The sequence below is a fragment of the Paenibacillus sp. J22FR83 genome, from assembly GCF_059691955.1.
The window spans coordinates 24528-46267 of the sequence record NZ_JCAUAM010000016.1 but is presented as its reverse complement, the minus strand read 5'-3'; the positions used below and the strand labels follow the sequence as shown (position 1 = coordinate 46267).

The 21740-nt window shown below is 43.1% G+C and carries 29 protein-coding genes; 2 read left to right on the top strand and 27 right to left on the bottom strand.

Going from position 1 to position 21740, the window contains the following annotated elements; all coding sequences use genetic code 11:
- Positions 1–105: 105 nt before the first annotated feature.
- The 24 genes from spoIVA to AC58PV_RS25950 all read right to left on the bottom strand — a co-directional run bounded on the left by spoIVA (position 106) and on the right by AC58PV_RS25950 (position 18299).
- Entirely contained in the window at positions 106–1584 is a 1479-nt protein-coding gene (gene spoIVA / locus AC58PV_RS26065; protein WP_068670344.1) for a stage IV sporulation protein A, read from the bottom strand.
- A gap of 249 nt (positions 1585–1833) precedes the next feature.
- Positions 1834–2577 carry a YphF family lipoprotein gene (locus tag AC58PV_RS26060; protein ID WP_497435544.1) on the bottom strand — a complete coding sequence of 248 codons (744 nt, stop codon included), beginning with the start codon at positions 2575–2577 and terminating at the stop codon, positions 1834–1836.
- Between the two features lie 21 nt (positions 2578–2598).
- The gene (locus AC58PV_RS26055; RefSeq protein ID WP_497435543.1) at positions 2599–2946 is read right to left on the bottom strand and encodes a 2Fe-2S iron-sulfur cluster-binding protein; all 348 of its coding nucleotides are present in this window, start codon (positions 2944–2946) and stop codon (positions 2599–2601) included.
- Positions 2947–2951: 5 nt separating this feature from the next.
- The gene (locus tag AC58PV_RS26050) at positions 2952–3542 is read right to left on the bottom strand and encodes a nucleotidyltransferase domain-containing protein (RefSeq protein WP_497435542.1); all 591 of its coding nucleotides are present in this window, start codon (positions 3540–3542) and stop codon (positions 2952–2954) included.
- 26 nt (positions 3543–3568) lie between these two features.
- Complete coding sequence (locus AC58PV_RS26045) at positions 3569–3862, bottom strand: 2Fe-2S iron-sulfur cluster-binding protein (RefSeq protein ID WP_056614418.1); 294 nt, start codon at positions 3860–3862, stop codon at positions 3569–3571.
- A gap of 21 nt (positions 3863–3883) precedes the next feature.
- Positions 3884–4063 (bottom strand): DUF2768 family protein, encoded by a 180-nt coding sequence (locus AC58PV_RS26040; RefSeq protein ID WP_056614420.1) that lies wholly within the window; start codon positions 4061–4063, stop codon positions 3884–3886.
- A 99-nt stretch (positions 4064–4162) separates the two neighbouring features.
- Positions 4163–4429 carry a stage VI sporulation protein F gene (locus AC58PV_RS26035; RefSeq protein WP_497435710.1) on the bottom strand — a complete coding sequence of 89 codons (267 nt, stop codon included), beginning with the start codon at positions 4427–4429 and terminating at the stop codon, positions 4163–4165.
- A 111-nt stretch (positions 4430–4540) separates the two neighbouring features.
- A complete protein-coding gene (locus AC58PV_RS26030) occupies positions 4541–5566 on the bottom strand; it encodes an NAD(P)H-dependent glycerol-3-phosphate dehydrogenase (protein ID WP_497435541.1) in 1026 nt (341 codons plus the stop codon).
- A gap of 31 nt (positions 5567–5597) precedes the next feature.
- The gene (gene plsY / locus AC58PV_RS26025; protein WP_497435708.1) at positions 5598–6203 is read right to left on the bottom strand and encodes a glycerol-3-phosphate 1-O-acyltransferase PlsY; all 606 of its coding nucleotides are present in this window, start codon (positions 6201–6203) and stop codon (positions 5598–5600) included.
- 10 nt (positions 6204–6213) lie between these two features.
- A complete protein-coding gene (der, locus tag AC58PV_RS26020; protein ID WP_497435539.1) occupies positions 6214–7539 on the bottom strand; it encodes a ribosome biogenesis GTPase Der in 1326 nt (441 codons plus the stop codon).
- A 131-nt stretch (positions 7540–7670) separates the two neighbouring features.
- On the bottom strand, positions 7671–7850 hold the full coding sequence (locus AC58PV_RS26015) for a capping complex subunit for YIEGIA (protein WP_056614430.1): 180 nt from the start codon (positions 7848–7850) through the stop codon (positions 7671–7673).
- A 7-nt stretch (positions 7851–7857) separates the two neighbouring features.
- The gene (locus AC58PV_RS26010) at positions 7858–8763 is read right to left on the bottom strand and encodes a YIEGIA family protein (protein ID WP_497435707.1); all 906 of its coding nucleotides are present in this window, start codon (positions 8761–8763) and stop codon (positions 7858–7860) included.
- A 7-nt stretch (positions 8764–8770) separates the two neighbouring features.
- Complete coding sequence (locus AC58PV_RS26005; RefSeq protein ID WP_497435538.1) at positions 8771–9391, bottom strand: YphA family membrane protein; 621 nt, start codon at positions 9389–9391, stop codon at positions 8771–8773.
- Between the two features lie 131 nt (positions 9392–9522).
- Positions 9523–10581 carry a type 2 isopentenyl-diphosphate Delta-isomerase gene (gene fni, locus AC58PV_RS26000; RefSeq protein ID WP_497435537.1) on the bottom strand — a complete coding sequence of 353 codons (1059 nt, stop codon included), beginning with the start codon at positions 10579–10581 and terminating at the stop codon, positions 9523–9525.
- A gap of 30 nt (positions 10582–10611) precedes the next feature.
- On the bottom strand, positions 10612–11922 hold the full coding sequence (gene rpsA, locus AC58PV_RS25995; protein WP_497435536.1) for a 30S ribosomal protein S1: 1311 nt from the start codon (positions 11920–11922) through the stop codon (positions 10612–10614).
- 151 nt (positions 11923–12073) lie between these two features.
- Positions 12074–12655, bottom strand: a complete 582-nt coding sequence (locus AC58PV_RS25990; protein WP_497435534.1) for a lysophospholipid acyltransferase family protein — start codon at positions 12653–12655, stop codon at positions 12074–12076.
- A 2-nt stretch (positions 12656–12657) separates the two neighbouring features.
- Complete coding sequence (cmk, locus tag AC58PV_RS25985; protein ID WP_497435533.1) at positions 12658–13341, bottom strand: (d)CMP kinase; 684 nt, start codon at positions 13339–13341, stop codon at positions 12658–12660.
- Between the two features lie 139 nt (positions 13342–13480).
- Entirely contained in the window at positions 13481–13705 is a 225-nt protein-coding gene (locus AC58PV_RS25980) for a hypothetical protein (RefSeq protein WP_497435532.1), read from the bottom strand.
- A gap of 64 nt (positions 13706–13769) precedes the next feature.
- Entirely contained in the window at positions 13770–14432 is a 663-nt protein-coding gene (locus AC58PV_RS25975) for a flagellar brake protein (RefSeq protein ID WP_497435531.1), read from the bottom strand.
- Between the two features lie 88 nt (positions 14433–14520).
- The gene (ypeB, locus tag AC58PV_RS25970) at positions 14521–15891 is read right to left on the bottom strand and encodes a germination protein YpeB (RefSeq protein WP_497435529.1); all 1371 of its coding nucleotides are present in this window, start codon (positions 15889–15891) and stop codon (positions 14521–14523) included.
- Between the two features lie 137 nt (positions 15892–16028).
- A complete protein-coding gene (locus AC58PV_RS25965) occupies positions 16029–16187 on the bottom strand; it encodes a hypothetical protein (RefSeq protein ID WP_164483569.1) in 159 nt (52 codons plus the stop codon).
- Positions 16188–16244: 57 nt separating this feature from the next.
- Entirely contained in the window at positions 16245–16952 is a 708-nt protein-coding gene (prsW, locus tag AC58PV_RS25960) for a glutamic-type intramembrane protease PrsW (RefSeq protein WP_497435528.1), read from the bottom strand.
- A gap of 181 nt (positions 16953–17133) precedes the next feature.
- On the bottom strand, positions 17134–17739 hold the full coding sequence (locus AC58PV_RS25955) for a genetic competence negative regulator (RefSeq protein ID WP_497435527.1): 606 nt from the start codon (positions 17737–17739) through the stop codon (positions 17134–17136).
- Between the two features lie 248 nt (positions 17740–17987).
- Positions 17988–18299: a hypothetical protein gene (locus tag AC58PV_RS25950; RefSeq protein ID WP_497435525.1), complete on the bottom strand. Its 312-nt coding sequence runs from the start codon at positions 18297–18299 to the stop codon at positions 17988–17990.
- 174 nt (positions 18300–18473) lie between these two features.
- Between AC58PV_RS25950 and AC58PV_RS25945 the strand changes: the two genes are divergently transcribed.
- Positions 18474–19325: a polysaccharide deacetylase family protein gene (locus tag AC58PV_RS25945; RefSeq protein ID WP_497435524.1), complete on the top strand. Its 852-nt coding sequence runs from the start codon at positions 18474–18476 to the stop codon at positions 19323–19325.
- A gap of 68 nt (positions 19326–19393) precedes the next feature.
- On the opposite strand, the gene AC58PV_RS25940 is transcribed toward AC58PV_RS25945, so the two are convergent.
- Together AC58PV_RS25940 and AC58PV_RS25935 are read right to left on the bottom strand one after the other, a co-directional pair.
- Positions 19394–19600 carry a hypothetical protein gene (locus AC58PV_RS25940; protein ID WP_068670393.1) on the bottom strand — a complete coding sequence of 69 codons (207 nt, stop codon included), beginning with the start codon at positions 19598–19600 and terminating at the stop codon, positions 19394–19396.
- On the bottom strand, positions 19597–20205 hold the full coding sequence (locus AC58PV_RS25935; RefSeq protein WP_497435523.1) for a CPBP family intramembrane glutamic endopeptidase: 609 nt from the start codon (positions 20203–20205) through the stop codon (positions 19597–19599). Before AC58PV_RS25935 ends, AC58PV_RS25940 begins: the two co-directional genes overlap by 4 nt.
- 91 nt (positions 20206–20296) lie before the next feature.
- Between AC58PV_RS25935 and AC58PV_RS25930 the strand changes: the two genes are divergently transcribed.
- The gene (locus AC58PV_RS25930; protein WP_497435521.1) at positions 20297–21220 is read left to right on the top strand and encodes a hypothetical protein; all 924 of its coding nucleotides are present in this window, start codon (positions 20297–20299) and stop codon (positions 21218–21220) included.
- Between the two features lie 78 nt (positions 21221–21298).
- On the opposite strand, the gene AC58PV_RS25925 is transcribed toward AC58PV_RS25930, so the two are convergent.
- Complete coding sequence (locus tag AC58PV_RS25925; RefSeq protein ID WP_497435520.1) at positions 21299–21622, bottom strand: rhodanese-like domain-containing protein; 324 nt, start codon at positions 21620–21622, stop codon at positions 21299–21301.
- Between the last annotated feature and the right edge of the window lie 118 nt (positions 21623–21740).

The window sequence follows — 21740 nt, the reverse complement described above, 5'->3', positions numbered from 1 at the left end:
ATACACTCAGGGAGCAATTTCAAGTATCTATTTCCAATTTATGTGGGTCTTTCCGCTAGAAAACGACAAAAAACACCCTTTCGAGTGTTTTTTGTCCACATTTTCTTACAGAATAATGGCGATCAAGCCACCAGAGCCTTCATTAATAATACGCCCTAGTGTTTCTTGAAGTTTGTATCTCGCATTATCAGGCATTTGAGCTAGCTTGCCTTGTATACCTTCACGAACAATGGAATGAAGGTTTCTGCCGAAAATATCGGACTCCCAAATCTTAAGCGGGTTATCTTCAAAATCCTGCATGAGATAGCGGACAAGTTCTTCACTTTGCTTCTCTGTGCCAATGATCGGCGAGAACTCGGATTCTACGTCTACACGAATCATGTGAATGGACGGCGCTGTCGCTCTTAGACGTACGCCGAATCTAGAGCCCTGACGGATCAATTCAGGCTCATCTAACGCCATCTCAGCGAGCGTAGGAGGCGCGATACCATATCCTGTTGTCTTGACCATTTCAAGCGCTTCTGCGAATTGATCGTATTCCCTCTTAGCATGTGTGAAATCCTGCATAAGCTGAAGAAGATGATCCTTCCCTCGAATCTCAACACCTACGACCTCGACGAGAATGCGATCATAGAGCTCATCAGGTGCAAAGAGATCTATTTCGGCTACCCCTTGCCCCATACTCAGCCCGGCTAAAGCCGCCTTATCGATAAACTCATATTCAGCAAATTGACTGACAACACGATCAACATCACGTAAGCGTCTGATATCCTGTACCGTATCGCGAACGGAAGCTTCGAACTGTGTCCGCAGCCAATGATTCTCATCCAGAACCATCACCCAACTAGGTAAGTTCACATTGACTTCATGAACTGGGAATTCATACAGGACCTCACGAAGTACGGAGACCATTTCTTCTTCCCCTGCGCTAGCTACACTCATGGTTACAACAGGAACATCATAGCGGCTTTGCAACTCGCTGCGCAGCTCAAGTGCTGGCTCACTGTTGGGCTTCTGAGAGTTAATGATCACAATAAAAGGTTTTCCAACCTCTTTGAGTTCATTAATTACTCGTTCTTCTGCCAATACATAAGAAGACCGCGGGATATCCGAAATCGTGCCATCTGTCGTAACCACAACACCCAATGTAGAGTGCTCTTGTATAACTTTGCGTGTTCCAATCTCTGCCGCTTCTTGGAAAGGAATCGGCTCATCGAACCACGGTGTATTAATCATCCGAGGTCCGTTCTCGTCTTCATAGCCTTTGGCGCCATCGACTGCATATCCAACACAATCAACTAGGCGAACGTTTACGTTCAACCCTTCGGCCACAGAAATTTGAACCGCCGTATTCGGTACGAATTTCGGCTCCGTTGTCATAATCGTGCGGCCAGCAGCACTCTGCGGGAGTTCATCGGTAGCCCGGATCCTATCCGCTTCGCTTTGAATGTTCGGAAGCACTACAGATTCCACAAAACGCTTAATAAAGGTTGATTTCCCTGTCCGGACTGCGCCGACAACCCCCAGGTAAATGTCCCCTCCCGTTCGTTCTGCAATGTCCTTAAAGATATCCACTTTCTCCAAGAGAATCCCTCCTACAGTTTGGTCGTCAACTGACTCTAGTGACGGTAACAATTGACTACTCGTACATTCATTTGGACTAGTAAAAATATATGTACTTTCGATAGAAATATGATAGATGCGTTCCAACTTTTTTTCGCTCATATTTTATGAAGCACATACGGCTTTCGAAAGAATATATGATCAGTCGGTTGCTCTTATTCTCTAAAATCAAAAAAACCTCTTACACAAGGGTAAGAGGTTCGTTCCAACTTAATTCTGAGGCATAGGCTGATTGTTTTTCCATAGGTATGAAACACTTCGTATCGGTACGAAGTACGATTTATCAACGAGTATTTGCCGTAGATCTTGATCCGGTTTCAAGGAACTTTCTAGCGCATTGTTCTTAATAAACGTGTTGATATCCATCGCATAATCAATTGATACTTCGCCCGTTTGCCTATTTAGCATGTAGGTGATGGCATTTTTTCGATTATACACCGATTTAATATCAGGCGCTTTCATTCCTATCAATTTCAAATCAACATAAGCAAAGGCATCATTAATGGCAATCCCTTGCGGCATATTCCCACCATGTTTCGCTATGTAATCATTTACTTTCTTCTGCACATCTTCCACACTTTGATAGGCGGAGAGGTCCATTAGTTTCACCGTAGGTTTCGTTTCGGCATCAACAAGTACATAAATGAAGACACCACCGCTTTCAAATGCGTTTGCGGGTACTGAACTGAGAAGATTGGTTTTCTTAAGTTTTGGAAAATCAATGACATACTTCTCATAGAGTGGCGTTGTCATGTCACTATTTTTAATGGGAAGTACACCAGTCTTCTCATGATAGGTATTAACAGCTTGCCCCACAACTGTGATAAATTCTGCTGGATTTATTTGATTCTCTTTCCGTAGTTCCTGGGGGTATGCGCAGCCTGTAAGCAAAATAACCAAGATAAGTACCAGAAGCAAGCTTCTACCTTGGGGTCGTTTTCGTTTTAAGTTCACCCTTTTACCATCCTATCTTGTCTAAATGAAGTCATCGTCTTCCGCTTGTCTAGCCAGTTGTGCTCGAATTGCTGCCTTTAAGGGGTCCTCGGGAATGTGTACGTCCACATCACCAGTGACGCGTGCTTGGCAGGCAAGGCGAATTCCATCATCTGCTAGGGAGCCAAGCTTTAACCGTTCGTTCGTGTTTAGAGGTGCAAGACCACTTTGGTCACTTACTTTAACTTTACACATTAAACAAGCAGCCTTAGCTCCGCAACGCGTGCGTATGTGGACTTTGGCTTTATTGCCAGCATCCAACAATGTTGTGCCTGCTCTTACTTTAATTTTTTTATGATCTGGCCAAAAATGAATTTCGAACATACTCATACTCGTCACCGATTCCAATCTAGCAATTCGTTCATCTTTACATGAAATTCATATCCCCACTGATTGCGGTCCATTATATCACGCAACACTTGCTTATGTTTGTCAGGTTGATCCTGCATTTCTCTGAGAATCGGTTCATAACGATCAGGCCGATTTCGGAGCACATTAAAGAGAAACTCATGCGCTAACGGCATCACAAGCACTTCCCACGACTCCATGGAGAATGGATAATAGTGATTCTCCAACAAGTAATCGACTTCAACTTGATAGAAGGATCCAAGTGCCTTTACTTTAAAATCACCAACAACCTCGACAGCATGTCCATCGATCTGATAATGACTCAGCGTCGAAGCATATATAGGTGTTTCACTGAATTCTGGGGTATCCAATGCGTATGGCTGCAGCAGCTTATGCACCGTGTGTACATCCTTCAGATCGACATATATATCCAAATCTCTAGGAGTTCTACCTATATCAACGTGATGCATGAGTAACCCACAGCTTCCGCCAATCAGCCATTGTACATTATGGGCTTGCTGTAACCGCGTATGAATAGTCGAAATCGATGGGAGTAGTGGCTCCAGCAGTTTCATCATGCCCACACCTTTCAGGCAGTAAATTTTTAAAAGTAAGGCTTGTGCGTAACTGAAATCGTTCCAACTTGTTTCACTACACATTGGCAAGCTAAGCGGTAGCCTTGTGCAAGCTCCTCTGGCTCTAGACGATCTTCTTCCGCTTCGGATGCCTCAGCAAGCAATTCACGACCTTCAGCCACGTAACAGCGGCATCTTGCACAAGTTCCTCGCGTACAGGAAAATCCCCAATCCACATCTGCCTTTAGAGCATGGTCCAGAATGGTTAGTCCTGTTTCAGGCGTTAGTTTTATCTGCGTCTTGCGTGTTTTCAGTTCTAACATAATGATTTCCCCTCCGGTTGGTTAAAACAACGAAGATAACATGAAAAGTAAGATTGGAATAAACATTAAGAAAGCAATAAAAGATAATACGCCGCGCCACACGCCTGATGTTCTTGTCCGAGCATACGAGATCAGAAATGATGCAACGACCATCAATCCCATGGCAACAAACGAGGCCCACATTTTGTCTAAAGGTGACATATGATAAACTCCTTATGTAAAAATCGTAAAAATGAAACACATGTAAGTATAGCACAGAATGAGAAAAAAGCATAAAGGGGATGAACCCCTTCATGCTTCTCATTTCTTGCCCATCATCATGCTCATTAATTGCTGCATATTATTGGTATCTAATTTACTGCTTTTAACGGCTTGAACGATGTCATTAATCGTTTCTTCGGACACCTTGACATTCACTAAGCCAGATACTTGTTTAATGAGAGCTCTTAATTGCACTTCGCTCTGCATCGTCGAAGGTTTCACTCCACTTGCAATTTTTTCGATATCTTTAGATGTCACAGACTTGCCCGTCTTCTTCTTGACCACACTTAATATGTCCTTTGACATATCTTTATTCGCCAATTGTGCCGCCTCCTGTACCCTGAACTAATGAGAAGTCCTGATAGGGTATAGTATGAGTGCGGAGAAGATCTGGTGTAGGCTATCTCCAACCTTTTCTTATCTTGTCAGCGGCAATTCTTCCATTTCGTGCGTACGCACACGTCCCATGAGATCCCCAGCTGCAAGCTGAGGAGATTTCCCTTCGAATAAAACGTTATGTAATTCATTCGTAATCGGCATAGTGACTTCATAGCGTTGCGCCAGGTCATAAGCTGCTTTAGTCGTTTTGACGCCTTCTACAACCATTCCCATCTCTTTCAAGACGTCGTCTAACGGAATGCCTTTGGCCAATTTATTGCCCGCCCGCCAGTTGCGACTATGCTTACTTGTGCAAGTTGCGATCAAATCACCAATTCCAGCTAATCCGGCAAATGTAAGAGGATTTGCTCCCATGGCAGTTCCTAATCGCGTGATTTCCGCTAGCCCTCTAGTTACGAGTGCTGCTTTCGCATTGTCACCGAAATCAAGACCATCTGTGAGCCCTGCACCCAGTCCAATGATATTCTTCAGCGCTCCGCCTACCTCAACGCCTGTTACATCCGGATTGGTATACACACGAAAATATCGCGTAATGAGCAAGTCCTGAGCAGCCTCAGCTGCTTCGATATCCTCGGCAGCAACAACGACTGTTGTCGGCATTTTGCAAATGACTTCTTCCGCATGGCTCGGTCCTGAAAGAACCACAAACCGTTTCGGATCCATCTCAGGGAGCTCATCTGCAAGAACTTCTGTCATACGCTTGAGCGTTCCTGTTTCAAACCCCTTCGTCGCATGAATAATAAGTGTATCTTTCTTGAGAAAAGGTCGAATACGACTTGCCACTTCACGCATCCCTGAAGATGGTACCACCATAATGATCGCGTCTGCATCTTGTACCGCTTCTTGCAAAGAATGCGTTGCAATAATCGAAGGTGAAAGTGATATTTCTTTCAGAAACCGAGTATTCGTGTGCTTTTCATTAATTTCCGCTACTTGTTCTTCATTTCGAGACCATAGAAGGACTTCTTTGCCATTATCCGCCAATACCGAGGCGAGTGCCGTCCCCCAACTTCCAGCTACAAGGACTGATACTTTTTGTGTCACGGTTACCCCTCCTACGCGTAGTAGTTTTTCGTTAGGCTCTTTTCTGGCCCAGCTTGTTTTCTTTACCTTGAATAAGTTTCACAATATTCGTCCGATGTCTAATGAAAGCAAAAACACACAGCAAAATGCTTATCCACAATACAGGTAACGGCCGGTCCATCCCCCAAATAAGAAAAGGTAAAAGTGCTGTAAGAATAAGGGATCCAAGCGATACGAATCGTGTGATAGCGATAATAACGATTGCTGTTAAACCTGCGATTAATGTTGGGACAAAACATAGCGTCGCCATGACCCCAATCGTAGTCGCAATGCCTTTGCCACCGCGGAAACCGAAATATACGGGCCAATTATGCCCTACAATGGCAGCTAAACCACATAGTACACTAATCCCGATATCATCTTGACCAGGAGCAGCCCAAGCTCCCAGCAAGACAGCTAGCACGCCTTTGAAAGCATCCAGCAGCAGGACGAGAATTGCTGGTCCCTTCCCGAGAACGCGGAGCGTATTCGTAGCCCCCGCGTTCCCACTTCCGTGCTTGCGGATATCAATGCCCTTAAACCATTTTCCGAATAAATAACTAAAGCTGATGGATCCTAGTAAATAGCCCACTACAATTGTTATTATCGAAAGCAATATACAACATCTCCTATTCTTTGTCCGAAGTTTTTCTACGGCTCAAGATGCGAATGGGTGTTCCCTCAAAGCCAAATGCTGCACGAATTTTGTTATCCAAATAACGTTCGTATGAGAAATGCATAAGCTCTGGCTCATTTACGAAGAGTACGAACACCGGCGGTTTAACAGCAACTTGCGTCACATAGTTAATCCGTAGACGCTTTCCTTTGTCCGTTGGCGGTGGATTGTAGGCAACCGCATCGGAAACAACATCGTTCAAGAGATGCGTTTGTACACGCAAAGCATGATTCTCAGCTACTTGTACAACGACAGGCAATAATTTATGAAGGCGCTGCGTTGTTTTGGCAGAAACAAACACAATAGGAGCATAACTCAAGAACAAGAAATGATCGCGAATCGTCGTCGTAAAGTGTTGCATCGTCTTATCATCTTTCTCAACGATATCCCATTTATTAACAACAATCACAATCGCTTTACCCGCTTCATGTGCATAGCCAGCAATGTGCTTATCTTGATCAATAATGCCTTCTTGACCGTCGATGACTACCAATACCACATCTGCTCGCTCAATGGCTTTCATTGCCCGCATCACGCTGTATTTCTCGGTATTCTCATAAACTTTGCCGCGTTTACGCATACCCGCCGTATCAATGATAACGAATTTCTGTCCATCACGTTCGAAAGGTGTATCGATCGCATCACGAGTTGTTCCTGCAACGTCGCTTACAATTACCCGTTCTTCACCTAGAATCGCGTTCGTCATCGAAGATTTCCCTACATTCGGTCGACCAATCAAGGCAAATTTAACAACTTCTTCCCCATACTCATCATCTGTTTTATCAGGGAACAAATTACAAACGACCTCAAGCAAATCGCCAATCCCAATTCCATGAGAGCCAGATATCCCAACAGGATCACCGAAACCAAGGGAATAGAATTCATAGATATCATCCTGACGTGCCAAATTATCCACTTTATTCACCGCCAAGACAACTGGCTTCTTGGAACGAAACAATAACTGCGCTACTTCCTCATCTGATGGTGTAACGCCTGCTTTGGCATCGACCATGAACACAATAACATCCGCTTCTTCGATGGCAAGCTCAGCTTGTACACGAACAGATTTCAGAATGACATCTTCGCCATCAATTTCAATACCGCCCGTATCAATGACACTAAACGATGTATTCAGCCATTCACCAACACCATATAAACGATCTCGCGTGACACCTGGTTTATCTTCTACGATCGCCATACGATCGCCTACGATTCGATTAAAAATGGTGGATTTCCCGACGTTAGGTCGGCCTACAATTGCAAGTACCGGTCTAGCCAAATGACATCTCTCCTTCGGATTCCATGTTCAGCCATGGAAAATTACGCAACTTACATCATAACAAAAAAGAAGCGCCTTGGCTAATCACTTTTGAGACTACCACATTTCACAAGCGCTCTTCCATCGGATGTTCAGGAATGTTTCACCAGAATCATCGTGCCGTTTTTTAAATCATGGGCATTCGCATCTAACATTTTCTCCAAAGAGAACGCCGTTCTCTGCATCTCTTCTTCACCTTCAACTACAAAGATAGGAGCACCACCAGCAATTCGGTCTTTCGATAATGTCACGATCGCGAGAATTTGCGACATAAGGGCATTACCCCTCCTTCTCTTTATTGACTCCAGCTTCAGAAGGCATACGCACAGCACTTTCAAGAACAGGTACACGATGAAGCGCCGTGAATGTTTTCTCTTTGTCATGTTCCTGCAGGAGCAACAGTAAACCAATCGTTCCTGAGTCCAAATCCAATTTGGCCATCGGTCGCAGCGAAGGTTCTCCTTCATCTCGATAGACGCCAAACAATGTGGACATATCATACATAATTGCTTGTCTCTGACCAACATGAGAAATCGTTACACGAGCGTTTCGATTCTTCGGTTTAATAAGAAAGCCTTGACCATATTTCATTATTTTCTCTCTTGAATCCCTTAGCCCTACGTTCATTATATAAATAGAACCCACGTAGACGTCCGGCCCCTCCATTTGAATATCAATAGGTTCAATATCGGCGATATCTCCTAATTTGCTGCCTGATTTAAAAAAGTTCGCCAGCCATATCGAGATAACTCCCGCAGCGATCCCCCAGTACCAAGCTCCTATAATACTAAATAAGGAGGCCAAAAACGCAGTCATGATGACCAAATAATTACGGCCTTCGAATACCATTGCAATCCCTTCGATATAAGCTGCTCCTCGAGGGACAAGTTCTAATTCGTCCACTTTCGTTAAGCTCTGTCTTTCCATGTTGCGCACATCCCTGAATTGTTGTGCGGCCAAAGAAAGAAATGTGACAGCCGTGTAATTTTTCTCCAAAAGAGCAGGTACGGCAACCGCTCCAAGGCCAGCAGCGATCACGCCAAGGGAGACATGAATGATTTTGCCATGTGGATACGTTGGATATTGCCGATAATCCGTTCGTAACATATTCAGTCGTGACAAAATACCAAATATTACACCAATGACTATGCCAATCGTATACCGATGCGCATGTAACCAATCCATATCCATCTTAGTTGCCCCCCCTGCGGTCTAGCCAACTTCTCACGACGGTACGGCAACCACTGTATGCGGCTTGTATGACAATTGTTATCGTTCTTGCTGTAAAAATAGAAAGCCACCATTGGTCTTGAAAGGTAGCCATCCCCAGCTGATGAAAACCATTTACTTGATGAATTCCTGCTTGATACATATCACCGATCAAATAACCGATCGAAATAGCTGCAATTTGCTCCCAAGCATTGCGCTGTACAACGACAGCCACTAAAGCAATTAAAAGAGCCGTCTGCCATTCTGAATTTCGAATAATAAGAATTGGATCCATTTCCAGCAGTTGTTGAAATAGAAAGTGGAGCGAACCGATCAGTAGTCCTATGGAAAGCAAATGAAGCTTATGTATAAAACCTTGTGTGACATAAAGAATACTAAATGCGATCGAAAGTACAACAACATAGACAAGTTGGATATGTACCTGATGTAACGTCACCGTTACTCTCGATCCAACCAGCCAAGAGGCAAAAAAAAGAAGCATGCCTTTATGCGATATACTTCGAATGTAGAGCTCCTTCCAGCCGCTGGCGAACAAGATCAGCGTGATGCAAAGGAGAATAAGCGACAGATAACCGGCATTCATAATCAAACCACCTAGCCTGCTTAGCTATCAAATGACTTGCTCTGTCATCGATGAGCTTGCGGATCTTCAGACTCCCCCTCACCTGCATAACAAGGGAGATCTGCCTGATCCTTAGTATGGCAATAATTTGATTATTTACTCTGATTAGTTCGCTCTGTGTATGAAGTTAAGTCAATTCCTCTCGCACGGCACCATTCTGCAGTATCCCCAACAATAACTACCGGACATTTTGTAAGATCATGTATAGAGTTAGCGCCTAAGGCCGTCATAATTAAAATAAGTCCTTGATGAAGCTCTTCGGCATAAGCATGAAGTGCATCAACACCATCTACGCGTAATACTTTGAGGAATGCTCCAGCCATACCCACTGCCGATGCGCCTAAAGTAAGTACTTTCGCGGCTTCCAATGCATTCGTAATACCGCCAGACGCAATAACAGATCCCCATGGATAAACAGACAGGGTCTCTAGTAAAGTCATACTCGTCGGTGTCCCCCAATCATTCAGCCAATCTAATGCTTCAGGACGTCTTGCATTTTCTATGGCAGCAAAGTTCGTGCCGCCTGAGCCCCCTACGTCTAACACTTGAACGCCAATATCTCTTAATTGCTTCGCATTATCGCGTGAGATGCCAAAGCCTACCTCTTTCACAATAACCGGAACGGGTATACGACGAACAATATTTTCAATCCGTTTAAGCATGCCTATGAAGCTGCGATCACCTTCTGGCATAATCAATTCTTGCATAACGTTCAAGTGAATCTGAAGTGCATTCGCTTCTATCATATCTACCGCACGTAATGCTTGATCTGTTGTAGCCTCGCTACCCAGATTAGCAAAGATGATACCATGTGGATTCTCACTTCGCACCACTTCATAGCTAGAAGCCACTTCGCTATTCTTAATAGCTGACATTTGGGAGCCAACAGCCATAGGTAAACCTTTTTCCCTCGCGAGTATGGCTAATTCGCGATTGATGCTCTCTGTCTCATGAGCTCCGCCGGTCATTGCATTAATTAAAATCGGCGAACTCATAGTGAGATCGCCGATTGTTGTTGTTAAAGCAATATGATCCGTCGATGTCTCAGGAAGACAGTTATGCACAAGCTTGATATCCGCCAACCCTTGCTGACGAGTTTGACCAAGCTCCAGCGCGTAATGGACATGCTCCATTTTGCGTGAGATGCGCATTTCTGTACCCTCCCTAGCAATTGGATCCCATTATTTTTTGAATTTAGCTAGTTTATCTCCGAAACGCTCACCAAGTGTCATGGACAAACCTTGATTGCTTAGGGATACGTTTTCGTTGCCAGCAATTTCTTTTTGGTGACTAGCGCTGTTACCGCGGTCACGATCGCCGCGAGGTTGTCTTTCTCTCTCTGGTTTGCCAGCTGCTGGAGCTGCTGCACCAGCAGGTGCTTCAGGAGCATCCTCTGTATCTTTGATGCTTAAGCTCACGCGTTTCTCAGCAAGGTTGATCTCCAAGATTTTCACTTGCACTTCTTGACCTTCCTTTAACACTTCATGCGGAGTACCGATGTGACGGTGTGCGATTTGGGAAATGTGAACAAGACCTTCAACACCTGGTGCCACTTCAACGAACGCGCCGAAAGCTGCAAGACGTTTAACTGTACCTGTTACGATATCACCAGCTTTGAAATCACGCTCAACATTGGACCAAGGGCCATCTTGTGTAGCTTTGATGCTCAAGCTGATTTTGTCATTGGATGGATCCAATTTAAGGATTTGCACCTTAACTTTGTCGCCTTCTTTAACAACATCAGAAGCTTGTTCAACATGCTGCCAAGCAAGTTCGGAAATATGAACAAGTCCGTCAATTCCGCCGATATCAACGAAAGCACCGAATTGTGTCAAACGTTGTACAGTACCGTCAAGCACTTGACCAACTTGAAGACCTTCGATGATTTTCTTTTTGTTTGCTTCGAATTCTTCATCCAAAATATCTTTTTGGGATAGGATGACTTTGTTTTTCTCGCGATCAATTTCTTTCACACGAAGGCGCAACGTGCGACCTTTGTAAGAAGAGAAATCTTCAACGAATTGACGTTCAACCATTGAAGCCGGTACGAAACCACGCACGCCAATATCAACAACTAATCCGCCTTTAACAACTTCAGCAACTGCAGCTTCGATAATTTCTTTGCTGTCAAGTTGTCCTTGAAGCGTTTCCCAAGCCTTTTCGTTGTCAACTACACGTTTGGACAATACCAATGTTTCTTTAGCATCGTTGATGGAAACAATCTTCAGCTCAACTTCTTGACCAAGCTCAACGGCTTGTGCAGCGTCATTCAGGCTTACGGAAGAAAGCTCACGAACTGGGATAACACCATCGTATTTGTAACCGATATCTACGAATGCTTGATCAGCGTCTACTTTAACGATTTTGCCTTTAACTGTAGCGCCTTTCTTCAACACAGCCACATTGTTAAGTGCATGCTCTGCTTCTGCTTGTGATACGGCCGTTTCTTGAACTTCCTGTGATTGATCTTCAACTTTTACTTCTTCTGACATGAGATTAGCCTCCTCTATTTACAACCAACAAAAATAATTTATAAGTCACAGGGTAGAAGTCATGCTCCTACTCTGTTTCAAACACGAGTAATAAGTTCAAATCAGTTTATGGTTAGTATAATTCCAAGCTTTCATTTCCATACATTTCTGCTTAGCCTTTACTAGTAACTGTATGTAGTCGGCGAATTTCTTTCATAATTGCCTCAGTCGCCTGCTCCAGATCCTCAGAACTACCGCCTTCATAAGGGGTCATATCAAGTGGTGTTCCATAAACAATTGTCATACGTCTGAATAATGAGTAGGTACCTACGATAGCTACCGGAACAACAGCAGCGCCTGATTTCAGCGCAAGACTAGCAGCGCCTTTTTTCCCCATTCCACCCGCATTACTTCTTGATCCTTCTGGAAATACACCTAGCATATTGCCGTCGCGCAGCAATTGTACGGCAAGTCGGATTGACTCTCTGCTTACGCCTCCGCGTTTCACAGGGAATGCACCTACTTTGGATATGATTGACCCAAGCACTGGTATATCAAAGAGCTCCGCCTTGGCCATGAAATGCACCTTGCGGCGCAATGGTGAACCTAAGAATGGGGGATCCAAGAAGCTAGTATGATTACCACACAATACAACAGCTCCTTGCGATGGAACGTTTTCCATTCCGATGGCACGCATCCGGAAAAATACGGTGAATATAAATCGAAATAAGGCTCTTCCGATGCGATATAGCATCTTTATTTGCCACCTCCGACTTTGTCCTTGCAAAGTCCAAGGATTTCGTCCACAACTTCTTCAATCGTCATTGACGTACTGTCCATCAACACGGCATCATGCGCCTTACGCAGTGGTGAAATCTCCCTTGCTTCATCGAATTGATCCCGACGTGCGATATCCTGCTCCAACTCGGAAAGAGTCAGTGTATTCGTGCCACTGTGTTCTAGTTCCTTGAATCGGCGCTCTGCACGTTCTTTCACACTCGCTGTTAAGAAAACTTTGATCTCTGCATCTGGCATGACATGCGTGCCAACGTCACGGCCGTCCATGACTACGCCTTTGGAAACAGTCATTTGCTGCTGTAAAGCAACTAACAAATGACGTACAGCGCCATAGCTAGCAATTTGTGAAACATGAGCCGTTACTTCTGCCAATCGAATCGCTTTCGTCACATCAACACCATCAACGAAGACCTGTTGGCCTTCATCTCCAGGAATGAGCTCAATCTGCATTCGTTTAGCGAGCGCAGCCACTTCTGTTTCTTGCTCAGGTAGCAGCCCTTCTTGCTGTACTTTCCACGTTACTGCTCGATACATGGCTCCTGTATCCACGTAAATAAAACCAAGTGCACCGGCAACTAACCGTGCAATGGTACTTTTACCGGCTCCAGCAGGACCATCTATGGCAATATTGAACTTATCCAAGCTGCTGTTCCTCCTAACAATACTTCGCAGTACCTTACGAACAAAAAAGCAGGCACTTGCCTGCTAATTAATAAAAATTATATCACACAACATAGTCATATGCAAAACTTGGGTAGTAATCACCCTTGATTTCAGGCGCTTATGAGCGTTCTCTATGAGGGTGTTCTGGCACGATATAGGGCTGTCCTTCAAGTGGCTCAACGCGAGTGAAATGCTTGCGAATATACGCATTTTGCAGCAAAGCTTGTACACAAACTAACAAAATAACAACGAAAATCACAGCTCTTTTTATGACTTTCTCTACTTTCTCAGAAAATCGCAAAAACAATTGTTCATAAGGCTCCGTATCTTGCTCCTTCGACATGAGATCACTCCCGCTAGCATCCGATATGCATAGCAGTATACCCTTCGTGTATAGATCTCAATCCCTAGCGTTTACGGAAATCCATCTGTCTCTCAAAGCAGAAACGAATCAATTTCTGACGCTCTCGATCCGCAATCTCTGCAAATCGGATCATCACTAACTGCTTTCCTGTCTCGGTAACTTTCACACGCACAACTTCACCCGTGAACGGAATATGCTCAATTGAGCCATTCTTAAATGGCGCAAGAACCCAACATGAAATTATCGCATTCAGACCTATTGGAATATGGCCATCACAAATAAAGGAAATACCTCCACCGCCGACGTCATCAGTTAAGCCGATAAATTGGATCTGATCATTCAGCTTCACGGCAATTTCTAATTCTGCTAAAACGCGAAGGAAATTTCTGCGCTGGATTTGAGTAATCGCGCTCAACTCGGGAAGCCTCAGTTCGATTAGTCGAATAACGTCCTCCGTAAAAGCGACAACCTCTGTCGTGAAATAATGTTTCACGCCACCTTGACCTAGGAAATGAGCACTAATCTCATCACCTTGATACAGTTTTTTCAATCGCCCTGTTTTTTCATTCAGAGGAATTTCAATAATGATCGTGCTTTCTGTCACATCAGCAATCCTTGACTTATATTCGATTTTGGACTCTTCTTCATCAATACTATTCATTTGCATATGTAAAATCTGGTTGACCTTAGGAAGCAATTTCCGCACCTCCGCGAAGTATTATACGTTAATTATAACATGACCTCACGATTTGGATAGAAAAAAAAGAAGCAGGATAATATCCTGCCACTCCAGTTTATGATTTTCCTTTAGCAGCGTCTACCTGATCTTGACGAATTGTTTCGATTTTCTCTTCCATGCCCACATCTGCATTCACATAAACACGATAGATATTGTTATTCAAAGTTCCGATAAACTCATGGCAGAGCACTTCTTCGTCCAAATCATTTTTGATAATCGCCAAGGATTCCCCTGTCACTTTCATCTTCGAACTTAGTTGTTTGCGAGCTTGATCCGCCGTAATTTTCGGTTGGCCGATCGTGCGTTGCTTCTGCGAATATATATAATTGGTCGCCTGCAAGCCTGTAACTTCAAGGGTATCTAAGGCTACTTTAACTGTAACTTGTTCCGGATAGATGGTGACATTATTTTCTCTCTTCGCAAAGAGGATCGTCGCCGTGTTCTGATATTGATCATAGCTAATTGCACTTAAATCCTTGTAATCATGCCCATCCAAAAACTCATTCGCTACATCTCTAGCTTGACGAAGATTAAACTTCGCAACAGGTACATCACGTGTTTTCATAAAATAGATCAAATGACCACCTTTTTTGGTGAAGTCCATTTGGGTATCTGTTTTCGTAGCATCACCGCTTGGGATTACAACACTATAACTTTGAAACTCAGGTGCACTTCCACCGTTCTCGACTACTTTAATACCGGATGAATCTTTCACACCAAGGAAATCAATTGCTTTCTTTTTAATTTGTTCGGCTGTCATCTCATTGCCTGTCAGCATCTTCACATCGTTTTTGGAGAACACATTTAAACTGCCTGTCCCCCAATTCAACTCATTGTATCCGCCTACTTGTTTATCCACAATCTTAAAGCCGTCGATAATTGCATTGTCGTGCATTTCATTCTCAGATGCTAGAGCCGTCTCCACATCCATCCATCTCAAATTGTTAGCAATTACTTTATTTTGTACGCCTTGTATTTCTTTGGTTATATCAGCAGAATGTGCATACAACGTGTTTAACGTAGTCATTTCTGCTTCGGTTAAAGGCTGTTTCGTCATATCCCGAACAGACATTCGGTACGAGAAATTAGCCATATTCGCTAGAAAATCTTCCGTTTTGTTAAAAGGCAGCAGCATTAATGGCAATTGTGTAATATCACTTTGCGCTTGGCTTGTTAATCGCCAAACATTAACCAAACCTTTCCGGTAAGATGGCTCCGAAGTTTCATTCACGGCTAATGTATTGCCAAGCTCCGTATGTAACTTATCCATGTGAAAAGACAGATCATGAAACGCGCGCTGATACTGATTCTCCGCTTTAATCAATATCGTATTCTTCTCTTGGTGCTCCAAATACCCCCACACAGAAGCCCCGATTAAAGCCAGCAAAAGAAATGGAAACATGACGATACTTAATCTTTTATACACAAAACTGCTCCTTTCATACCCAATCTTGCGCTTAGTTTTTACGCGTGGAGGCAGGTTTATACAAGATTGTCACAAAATAAGCAGGGTGCATAATTTGATATACAACAAAAAAGGCCTATTCGAAAGAATGGCCTTTGCTAACTTTCCGTTTCTATTTCAAAATCGTGCTCATTGCTGCAGATACATTGCCGAAATCCCGTTTCGATCTTATCTTTTTCCTTTTTGCCTCGCAATACGAACTTCTCACCACATAATCGACATCGGATCTTCACTTTCACGCGCGTCGTTAATGACATGTATACCCTCCCGGTATTTCCCCATCCATGTAATGGAGTTCAACATATATACAGTCATTATGACCCAAATCTTCCCACTTTAATCTTCTCTTCCACAGTCACAACGCGTAAGGGAGAATGTGCATTAGCACGATCTACGCGCCAAATCGAGCGCAACCACAGAAAAGTCATAAGGGGAATCATGATCCAAATCCAGCTGTTTGTGAAAATAAGCAAAATATAATCAAATGCGCCGTGCCAAGCAATAGGAAGCAGCAACGATAGCCATAGATACCTATTTTGCTTATGTGGAACGAATTTGGCTTTGCCCATATAATACCCCATCATGACACCGAATAAAGCGTGTCCCGATACGGGCAGAAGCGCCCGGAGCATCAAGGCTGAGAACGAAGAAGCATGCAAGAATGCGTAAATAATATTCTCCAGGGTTGCAAAGCCAAGGCTTACAGCTACCGCATACACAATTCCGTCGTATGGCTCGTCGAAGGCTTCATGACGGAAAATCAAGTGATACAGAATAAACCACTTCAGAAACTCTTCAATTCCGCCAGAGAGGAAAAAGGATGTCATGATCGTGCCATTGCCGAACTCCTGTATAAATGCATTCTGCAGAACCATCGTCGGATAAACAAGAAGTACACCGAAGAGGAACATACGTATCACTAAGTGAATAGGTTCTGTTTCGTACTTATCCTTCAGATAGAAATAAGCGAGCAATGAGAGACCTGGCGCTATGGCTGCCAATAAGATAGGCACGATATGCATGTTCCAGCTCCCCTCTAAGTAAGAATATATACATCTATTATAGTCGGTATGTCCCAACATTTCTACGTGTAACCTTAACGACCTTCATTGCGTATAATGGAAAACAAAACAAGCATCCTCAAAAACGGTTGTTTTTGGAAGATGCTTGTTTCATTCTCATGCATCAGGACGTGAGTCCCGATTATTTGAAATGGCGGCAGAGCACCTTAACGGCGTCGTCTGCAATGATCGTCTTCCCATATTCCTCAAGAACAGCCAAGGTCACTGAGGATGCTTCACCGAATTCAGATAAGACCGCGATAAGCGCCTGATACTTATTTTCTTCAAGCTCTACAGGTTCTAACTGTAAAATATATTTCCCTTTATACGAATACAGGGTACCACCTTCCATCAGAAGGGGATTAATTACTTTGGATACACGCAGCAGATCTTCAAAATCACGGAAAGAATAGGAGATTAGATCGCTTTGTTCAAGCGTAACTTCCATTTCGTACACTTCTTCGGCTTCATGATCTTCATATGCATCTGAACTCGCATACAAATCAAGCTTGCCTCTAGTTACGATAACAACCATCCCTTGTGCTGGGAGGGCGAATACCTCAACAGCAAGCGGGCCGGACGGGTCAAATCCGAGCTCCGAATAGGCTTGATCCATCATCTCACTAAACAATTCGTGTACTTTCGGAATTTCTCTCCACATATCGTCTTTTTGAATTCCACGTTCAGTTAAGTCATCGAATGTTAGGAAAATCCGTATCTTATCCTGACTTAAGCGTTCTATTTTCATGATAGGATCCTCCTTTGAGCTCTCCAACTGGAAAGCTTGCATCGAAAGCATGGTCACCTTATTTCAATCAGAATATGTTAGAAACATAAAAAGGTGAACCACTAATCAATAAATGGACATGCATCCATCTATTGTTTTCACCTATCATGTTAACACTAAATCTGAGTAATTGCACGCTTAAGTTATGTATAAAAAGAAAAAGCACAGCCGGCCCCGTGGGTATACCAGACTGTGCTGCGAGCTTATCTTTATTGAATTGTAGAGGAACTTATTTTATTATCCTGCAAAATTTCATTGACAGTTGCCTTCAAACTAGGATCTTCTTTGACGATTTTCTCTACCTGATTTAAGCCATTTGTACTCGTTGAAGAGAAATTTCGGGCTGAAGAATTTCCAAAGGAAGGGCTTGTGAACGATTCTTTCGCTTTATCCACCACATTGCCCATAGATTGACTAGATGAGCTAAAGGCGGAGAAAAGCATGGATTTACTTTTACGATTGAGATACACGACAGCAGCCGCTCCTACAATGCCACCTAGCATAAATGTTCCTAATTTCATTGGATCTCCCTCCATGATAAGTAGTATGAATCCTTTATAGGGTGTGCGAGTTTAGAAGTAGACATACACAACATGAGAAGGAAAACATAGGAGAATCGGCCTCGCGAATTATAAACCTAATTGTGGTACTATAAGGGAGGACCATTATGTAAGGATCTAAGGAGAATTTAATTTATGAAAAAGAAAGCTAGCACACTAATCTTAACCGTCATGCTTCTATTGGCTGCCTGCAATGCAGATCAAACGAAAACAAGCCCTGCTGCAACAACGAGTTCAGCGCCAGTTGTTCAGGATACAACAAGCCCGAGTCCATCTCCAACACCTACCGCGGCGCCTACACCAACACCTTCACCGACACCAACTATTCCCGCCCAAGAAACAGTGCAAAAGACCTACCATATGAATAAAAACTACGATATCGTGCCAAATGACCCCAACGGTAATAAAAAAGTCATTTTATTAACCTTTGATGATGGACCCAAAGTGCAAGCGATGAATCAATCTCTCATTGACATTCTGAATAAGCATAAGGCGAAAGCCATCTTCTTCATGAATGGTTATCGTATTAAGCAGAAGCCTGAGCTCGTTAAGCTTGTTCACGAAAGTGGCAATATCATTGGCAATCATGCTTGGGATCATGACAACCTCAAAGATATGCCGAACGAGAAAATTGATAAACAAGTCGATGATGTTCAGCAAATCGTCAAAGAAATTACGGGTCAGTCCCCGCAATTTTTCCGTCCACCATTCGGATCAGGCAATGATTATGTTAAAGCAAAAGTAAAAAACAACAAAATGCTATATATGACATGGTCCAATGGATCGTTAGATTGGGAAATGACGAATAAAAATAATGATTCCAATAAAGTAATAGAGAATGTATTGGGGCAGCTTCATAGTGGCAGCAACATCCTCATGCATGAGCTCCCATGGACGGTAAGTGCACTTGATACATTGCTCACAAAACTTGAGGAAAAAGGGTATTCGTTTGTAGATCCTAATGCAATAGAATTAGAAATGAGATAAGAATGAAAGAAGAGCCATACGCTGCCGCGAAGTGATTCGCATCGTGGCAGGTATGGCTCTTTTATTGGTTACATCGAAGAATACTTGATTCCCCATACAGTTAAACTCACAACCAAAGCGATAAACAACCAAAGCAACGTCAAATAAAAAAGATTCGTCCATTTACCTTGTTCTGAAGGGTGTACGGCTCTACGCGGCGGCAAATAGGTATCATCCCCTTGATTCTCCTCCTCGACAGGATTCGACCTTGAAGTTACTCGTTCTCCAACACTCATGAACCTTGATCTTCCTCCTTGCTAAAACGAAGTATACAACCCATCACCATATCAATCATAAAATGCGCAATTATTGGTGTCCATAGGCTTCCCGTATGAAGGTAAATCCACCCTAAGCCATAGCTGATGCAGAAAACCATGCCCGTCATAAGCCAATGTTGCAGATATCGAACATGGATAGCGGCAAACAAAATACTAGTCCAATATGGGCCCCAGGCATGTTGAATCGCACCACGAAATAAGACTTCTTCACAGACTGACACAATAAATGAAATAAGTGCAATATGCCAAATGGCCCTATTTCCAAAAATCATTTGATTAATGCCGCCGTCATCAGACACTTCCTTGGGGACCCAACGTGAAATAAGCAAGTCAACACCAAGTACGACGACAGCAAACAAACAACCCCAAATGATAACCCGTAGTCCACCGTGAAACGATAGTGCGGAAAGAATCTTTGAATTACTCTGAAATAATAGGATGATAATTCCGATAATAAGCGTAAGAAGTTGAGTAATGTAAAGATTCAGTAATAATGTCTTATCATTCAGTTCATTAATATCAACTTTCCCGATACGAAGATTCTTGAAGTCAAATTTTTTCAAAGGAACTAGCCTCATTTCCTTATATTATTCCTTTTTCATGGAGATTGGCCTATACTAAAACAATAATAAGACACAACAAGGAGCTTGATTTATGGAGAAGCGTCTTACTCGCACTGATTATTTATTTGCCCTCATGTTCATCTTTATGCTGGTCTGTATCCTTGGCGCTTTTTTCTACGGCTTGCGATTAGGACAAACGAAATCCGATTTGAAGTACGATAAAATCATGCATGCTGACCAAGTATCAGCCCAACCTGAAGTTGGTGCATACGACCAACAAGTACTCGTATCATATTACCATACCATCTTTTTACCCTTTAGGGAATTTCAGAATAAATGGTTTGAATTATTGTCTCAAATTGAAATGGATAGTGGGGCCGTGGATGCTTCGGCAGTTCTGAAAGAGTTAAGTAAAATTGCAGCAGACAAATACAATACGCTTCAAAGTAAAAGCATGCCTGCCTCTTCCCCACTGCTCGTGCAATCACATCAAGGTTATCTGAAAAGCCTTAAACTATTCACCGATGCATTAAATACATATCAGTCTAAAGCTAATGCGCAAAGTCATTCGCAGTTGCTTGACGCCATTCAGAAGGATGCTTATTTCCTAGAAGCCAAAACGCAAGCGTTAACGGCACAAAAAAACTATTTTGACTCCATCTTAGTGTGGAACGGTACGTTGGATCCGGACATTGAGTATTTCGATTCGAACAATACGGCTAATCTCGACCAGTGGCGCGCTATGAATTTCAATGTAAAGAATGTATATATCACTGCCAAATTATTAAAAAACAAAGCGTTCTCGCCATTTTATCCGCAAGATTTAACAATTAGAATTGATGAATTCATCGCCTCTGGACAAGCTAAGAAATTAAATGTGAATGATGTAAATCAAACCATGGAGTTATTATTAAGCACGAATGCTGTTCGCACAGGTGATTTTGTCAAAGGCAAAGCGAAGTGGTATGCCAATGAAACTTTACCTCAATTACCATTCTTCTCTGATGCAAAATAAAAGGTACCTGTAATGATTCTTACTTTAAGAAAAAAGCTGGTGATTTGGTCCCCAAGGACGAAGTCATCAGCTTTTCTTTCAATCGTATTGGAAGCCGCGGAACATCCCGATGGCAGCCATTCCACCGTCGACATTGATAACGCGCTCAAAGCCGTTCTCTTGCAGATATTCGGCTACACGCATACTGCGCACCCCATGCGCGCATACGATATAAATGTCCTTATCATCAGGAAGTTCGCCCATGCGAAGCGGAATTTGTTGCATCGGGATGAGCTTGGCTTCTTCCATATGATAGTACTCCCATTCGTGAGGTTCTCTCACATCGATAATAACACTGTCTCCTAGTGTATGCTGATCGACAGCTTGAAGAAAAATTTGCGGATAGATGCGTTTAATTTCCATTTGTTTACACACTCCTGCATACATAACATAAGTTCCTACATTTACTGTACCACACCAGAAACAAGGGCTCAAATATTCGTAAATGACCATTGCTTTCTGTACATTCTTCCTTTAGAAT

Bases quoted from the DNA above. Each gene is read 5' to 3' on its own strand.
- AC58PV_RS26055 (WP_497435543.1), bottom strand. From the start codon at position 2,946: ATGAGTATGTTCGAAATTCATTTTTGGCCAGATCATAAAAAAATTAAA.
- AC58PV_RS25980 (WP_497435532.1), bottom strand. From the start codon at position 13,705: ATGTCGAAGGAGCAAGATACGGAGCCTTATGAACAATTGTTTTTGCGA.
- AC58PV_RS25950 (WP_497435525.1), bottom strand. From the start codon at position 18,299: ATGAAATTAGGAACATTTATGCTAGGTGGCATTGTAGGAGCGGCTGCT.
- prsW (WP_497435528.1), bottom strand. From the start codon at position 16,952: ATGCATATCGTGCCTATCTTATTGGCAGCCATAGCGCCAGGTCTCTCA.
- AC58PV_RS26045 (WP_056614418.1), bottom strand. From the start codon at position 3,862: ATGTTAGAACTGAAAACACGCAAGACGCAGATAAAACTAACGCCTGAA.
- AC58PV_RS25925 (WP_497435520.1), bottom strand. From the start codon at position 21,622: ATGGAAATTAAACGCATCTATCCGCAAATTTTTCTTCAAGCTGTCGAT.
- AC58PV_RS26015 (WP_056614430.1), bottom strand. From the start codon at position 7,850: ATGTCGCAAATTCTCGCGATCGTGACATTATCGAAAGACCGAATTGCT.
- AC58PV_RS26035 (WP_497435710.1), bottom strand. From the start codon at position 4,429: ATGTCAAAGGACATATTAAGTGTGGTCAAGAAGAAGACGGGCAAGTCT.
- AC58PV_RS25945 (WP_497435524.1), top strand. From the start codon at position 18,474: ATGAAAAAGAAAGCTAGCACACTAATCTTAACCGTCATGCTTCTATTG.
- AC58PV_RS25940 (WP_068670393.1), bottom strand. From the start codon at position 19,600: ATGAGTGTTGGAGAACGAGTAACTTCAAGGTCGAATCCTGTCGAGGAG.
- AC58PV_RS26005 (WP_497435538.1), bottom strand. From the start codon at position 9,391: ATGAATGCCGGTTATCTGTCGCTTATTCTCCTTTGCATCACGCTGATC.
- AC58PV_RS25930 (WP_497435521.1), top strand. From the start codon at position 20,297: ATGGAGAAGCGTCTTACTCGCACTGATTATTTATTTGCCCTCATGTTC.
- fni (WP_497435537.1), bottom strand. From the start codon at position 10,581: ATGCGCATCTCACGCAAAATGGAGCATGTCCATTACGCGCTGGAGCTT.
- AC58PV_RS25965 (WP_164483569.1), bottom strand. From the start codon at position 16,187: ATGTCATTAACGACGCGCGTGAAAGTGAAGATCCGATGTCGATTATGT.
- rpsA (WP_497435536.1), bottom strand. From the start codon at position 11,922: ATGTCAGAAGAAGTAAAAGTTGAAGATCAATCACAGGAAGTTCAAGAA.
- AC58PV_RS25990 (WP_497435534.1), bottom strand. From the start codon at position 12,655: ATGCTATATCGCATCGGAAGAGCCTTATTTCGATTTATATTCACCGTA.
- AC58PV_RS26050 (WP_497435542.1), bottom strand. From the start codon at position 3,542: ATGATGAAACTGCTGGAGCCACTACTCCCATCGATTTCGACTATTCAT.
- AC58PV_RS25955 (WP_497435527.1), bottom strand. From the start codon at position 17,739: ATGAAAATAGAACGCTTAAGTCAGGATAAGATACGGATTTTCCTAACA.
- AC58PV_RS26010 (WP_497435707.1), bottom strand. From the start codon at position 8,763: ATGGATTGGTTACATGCGCATCGGTATACGATTGGCATAGTCATTGGT.
- AC58PV_RS26040 (WP_056614420.1), bottom strand. From the start codon at position 4,063: ATGTCACCTTTAGACAAAATGTGGGCCTCGTTTGTTGCCATGGGATTG.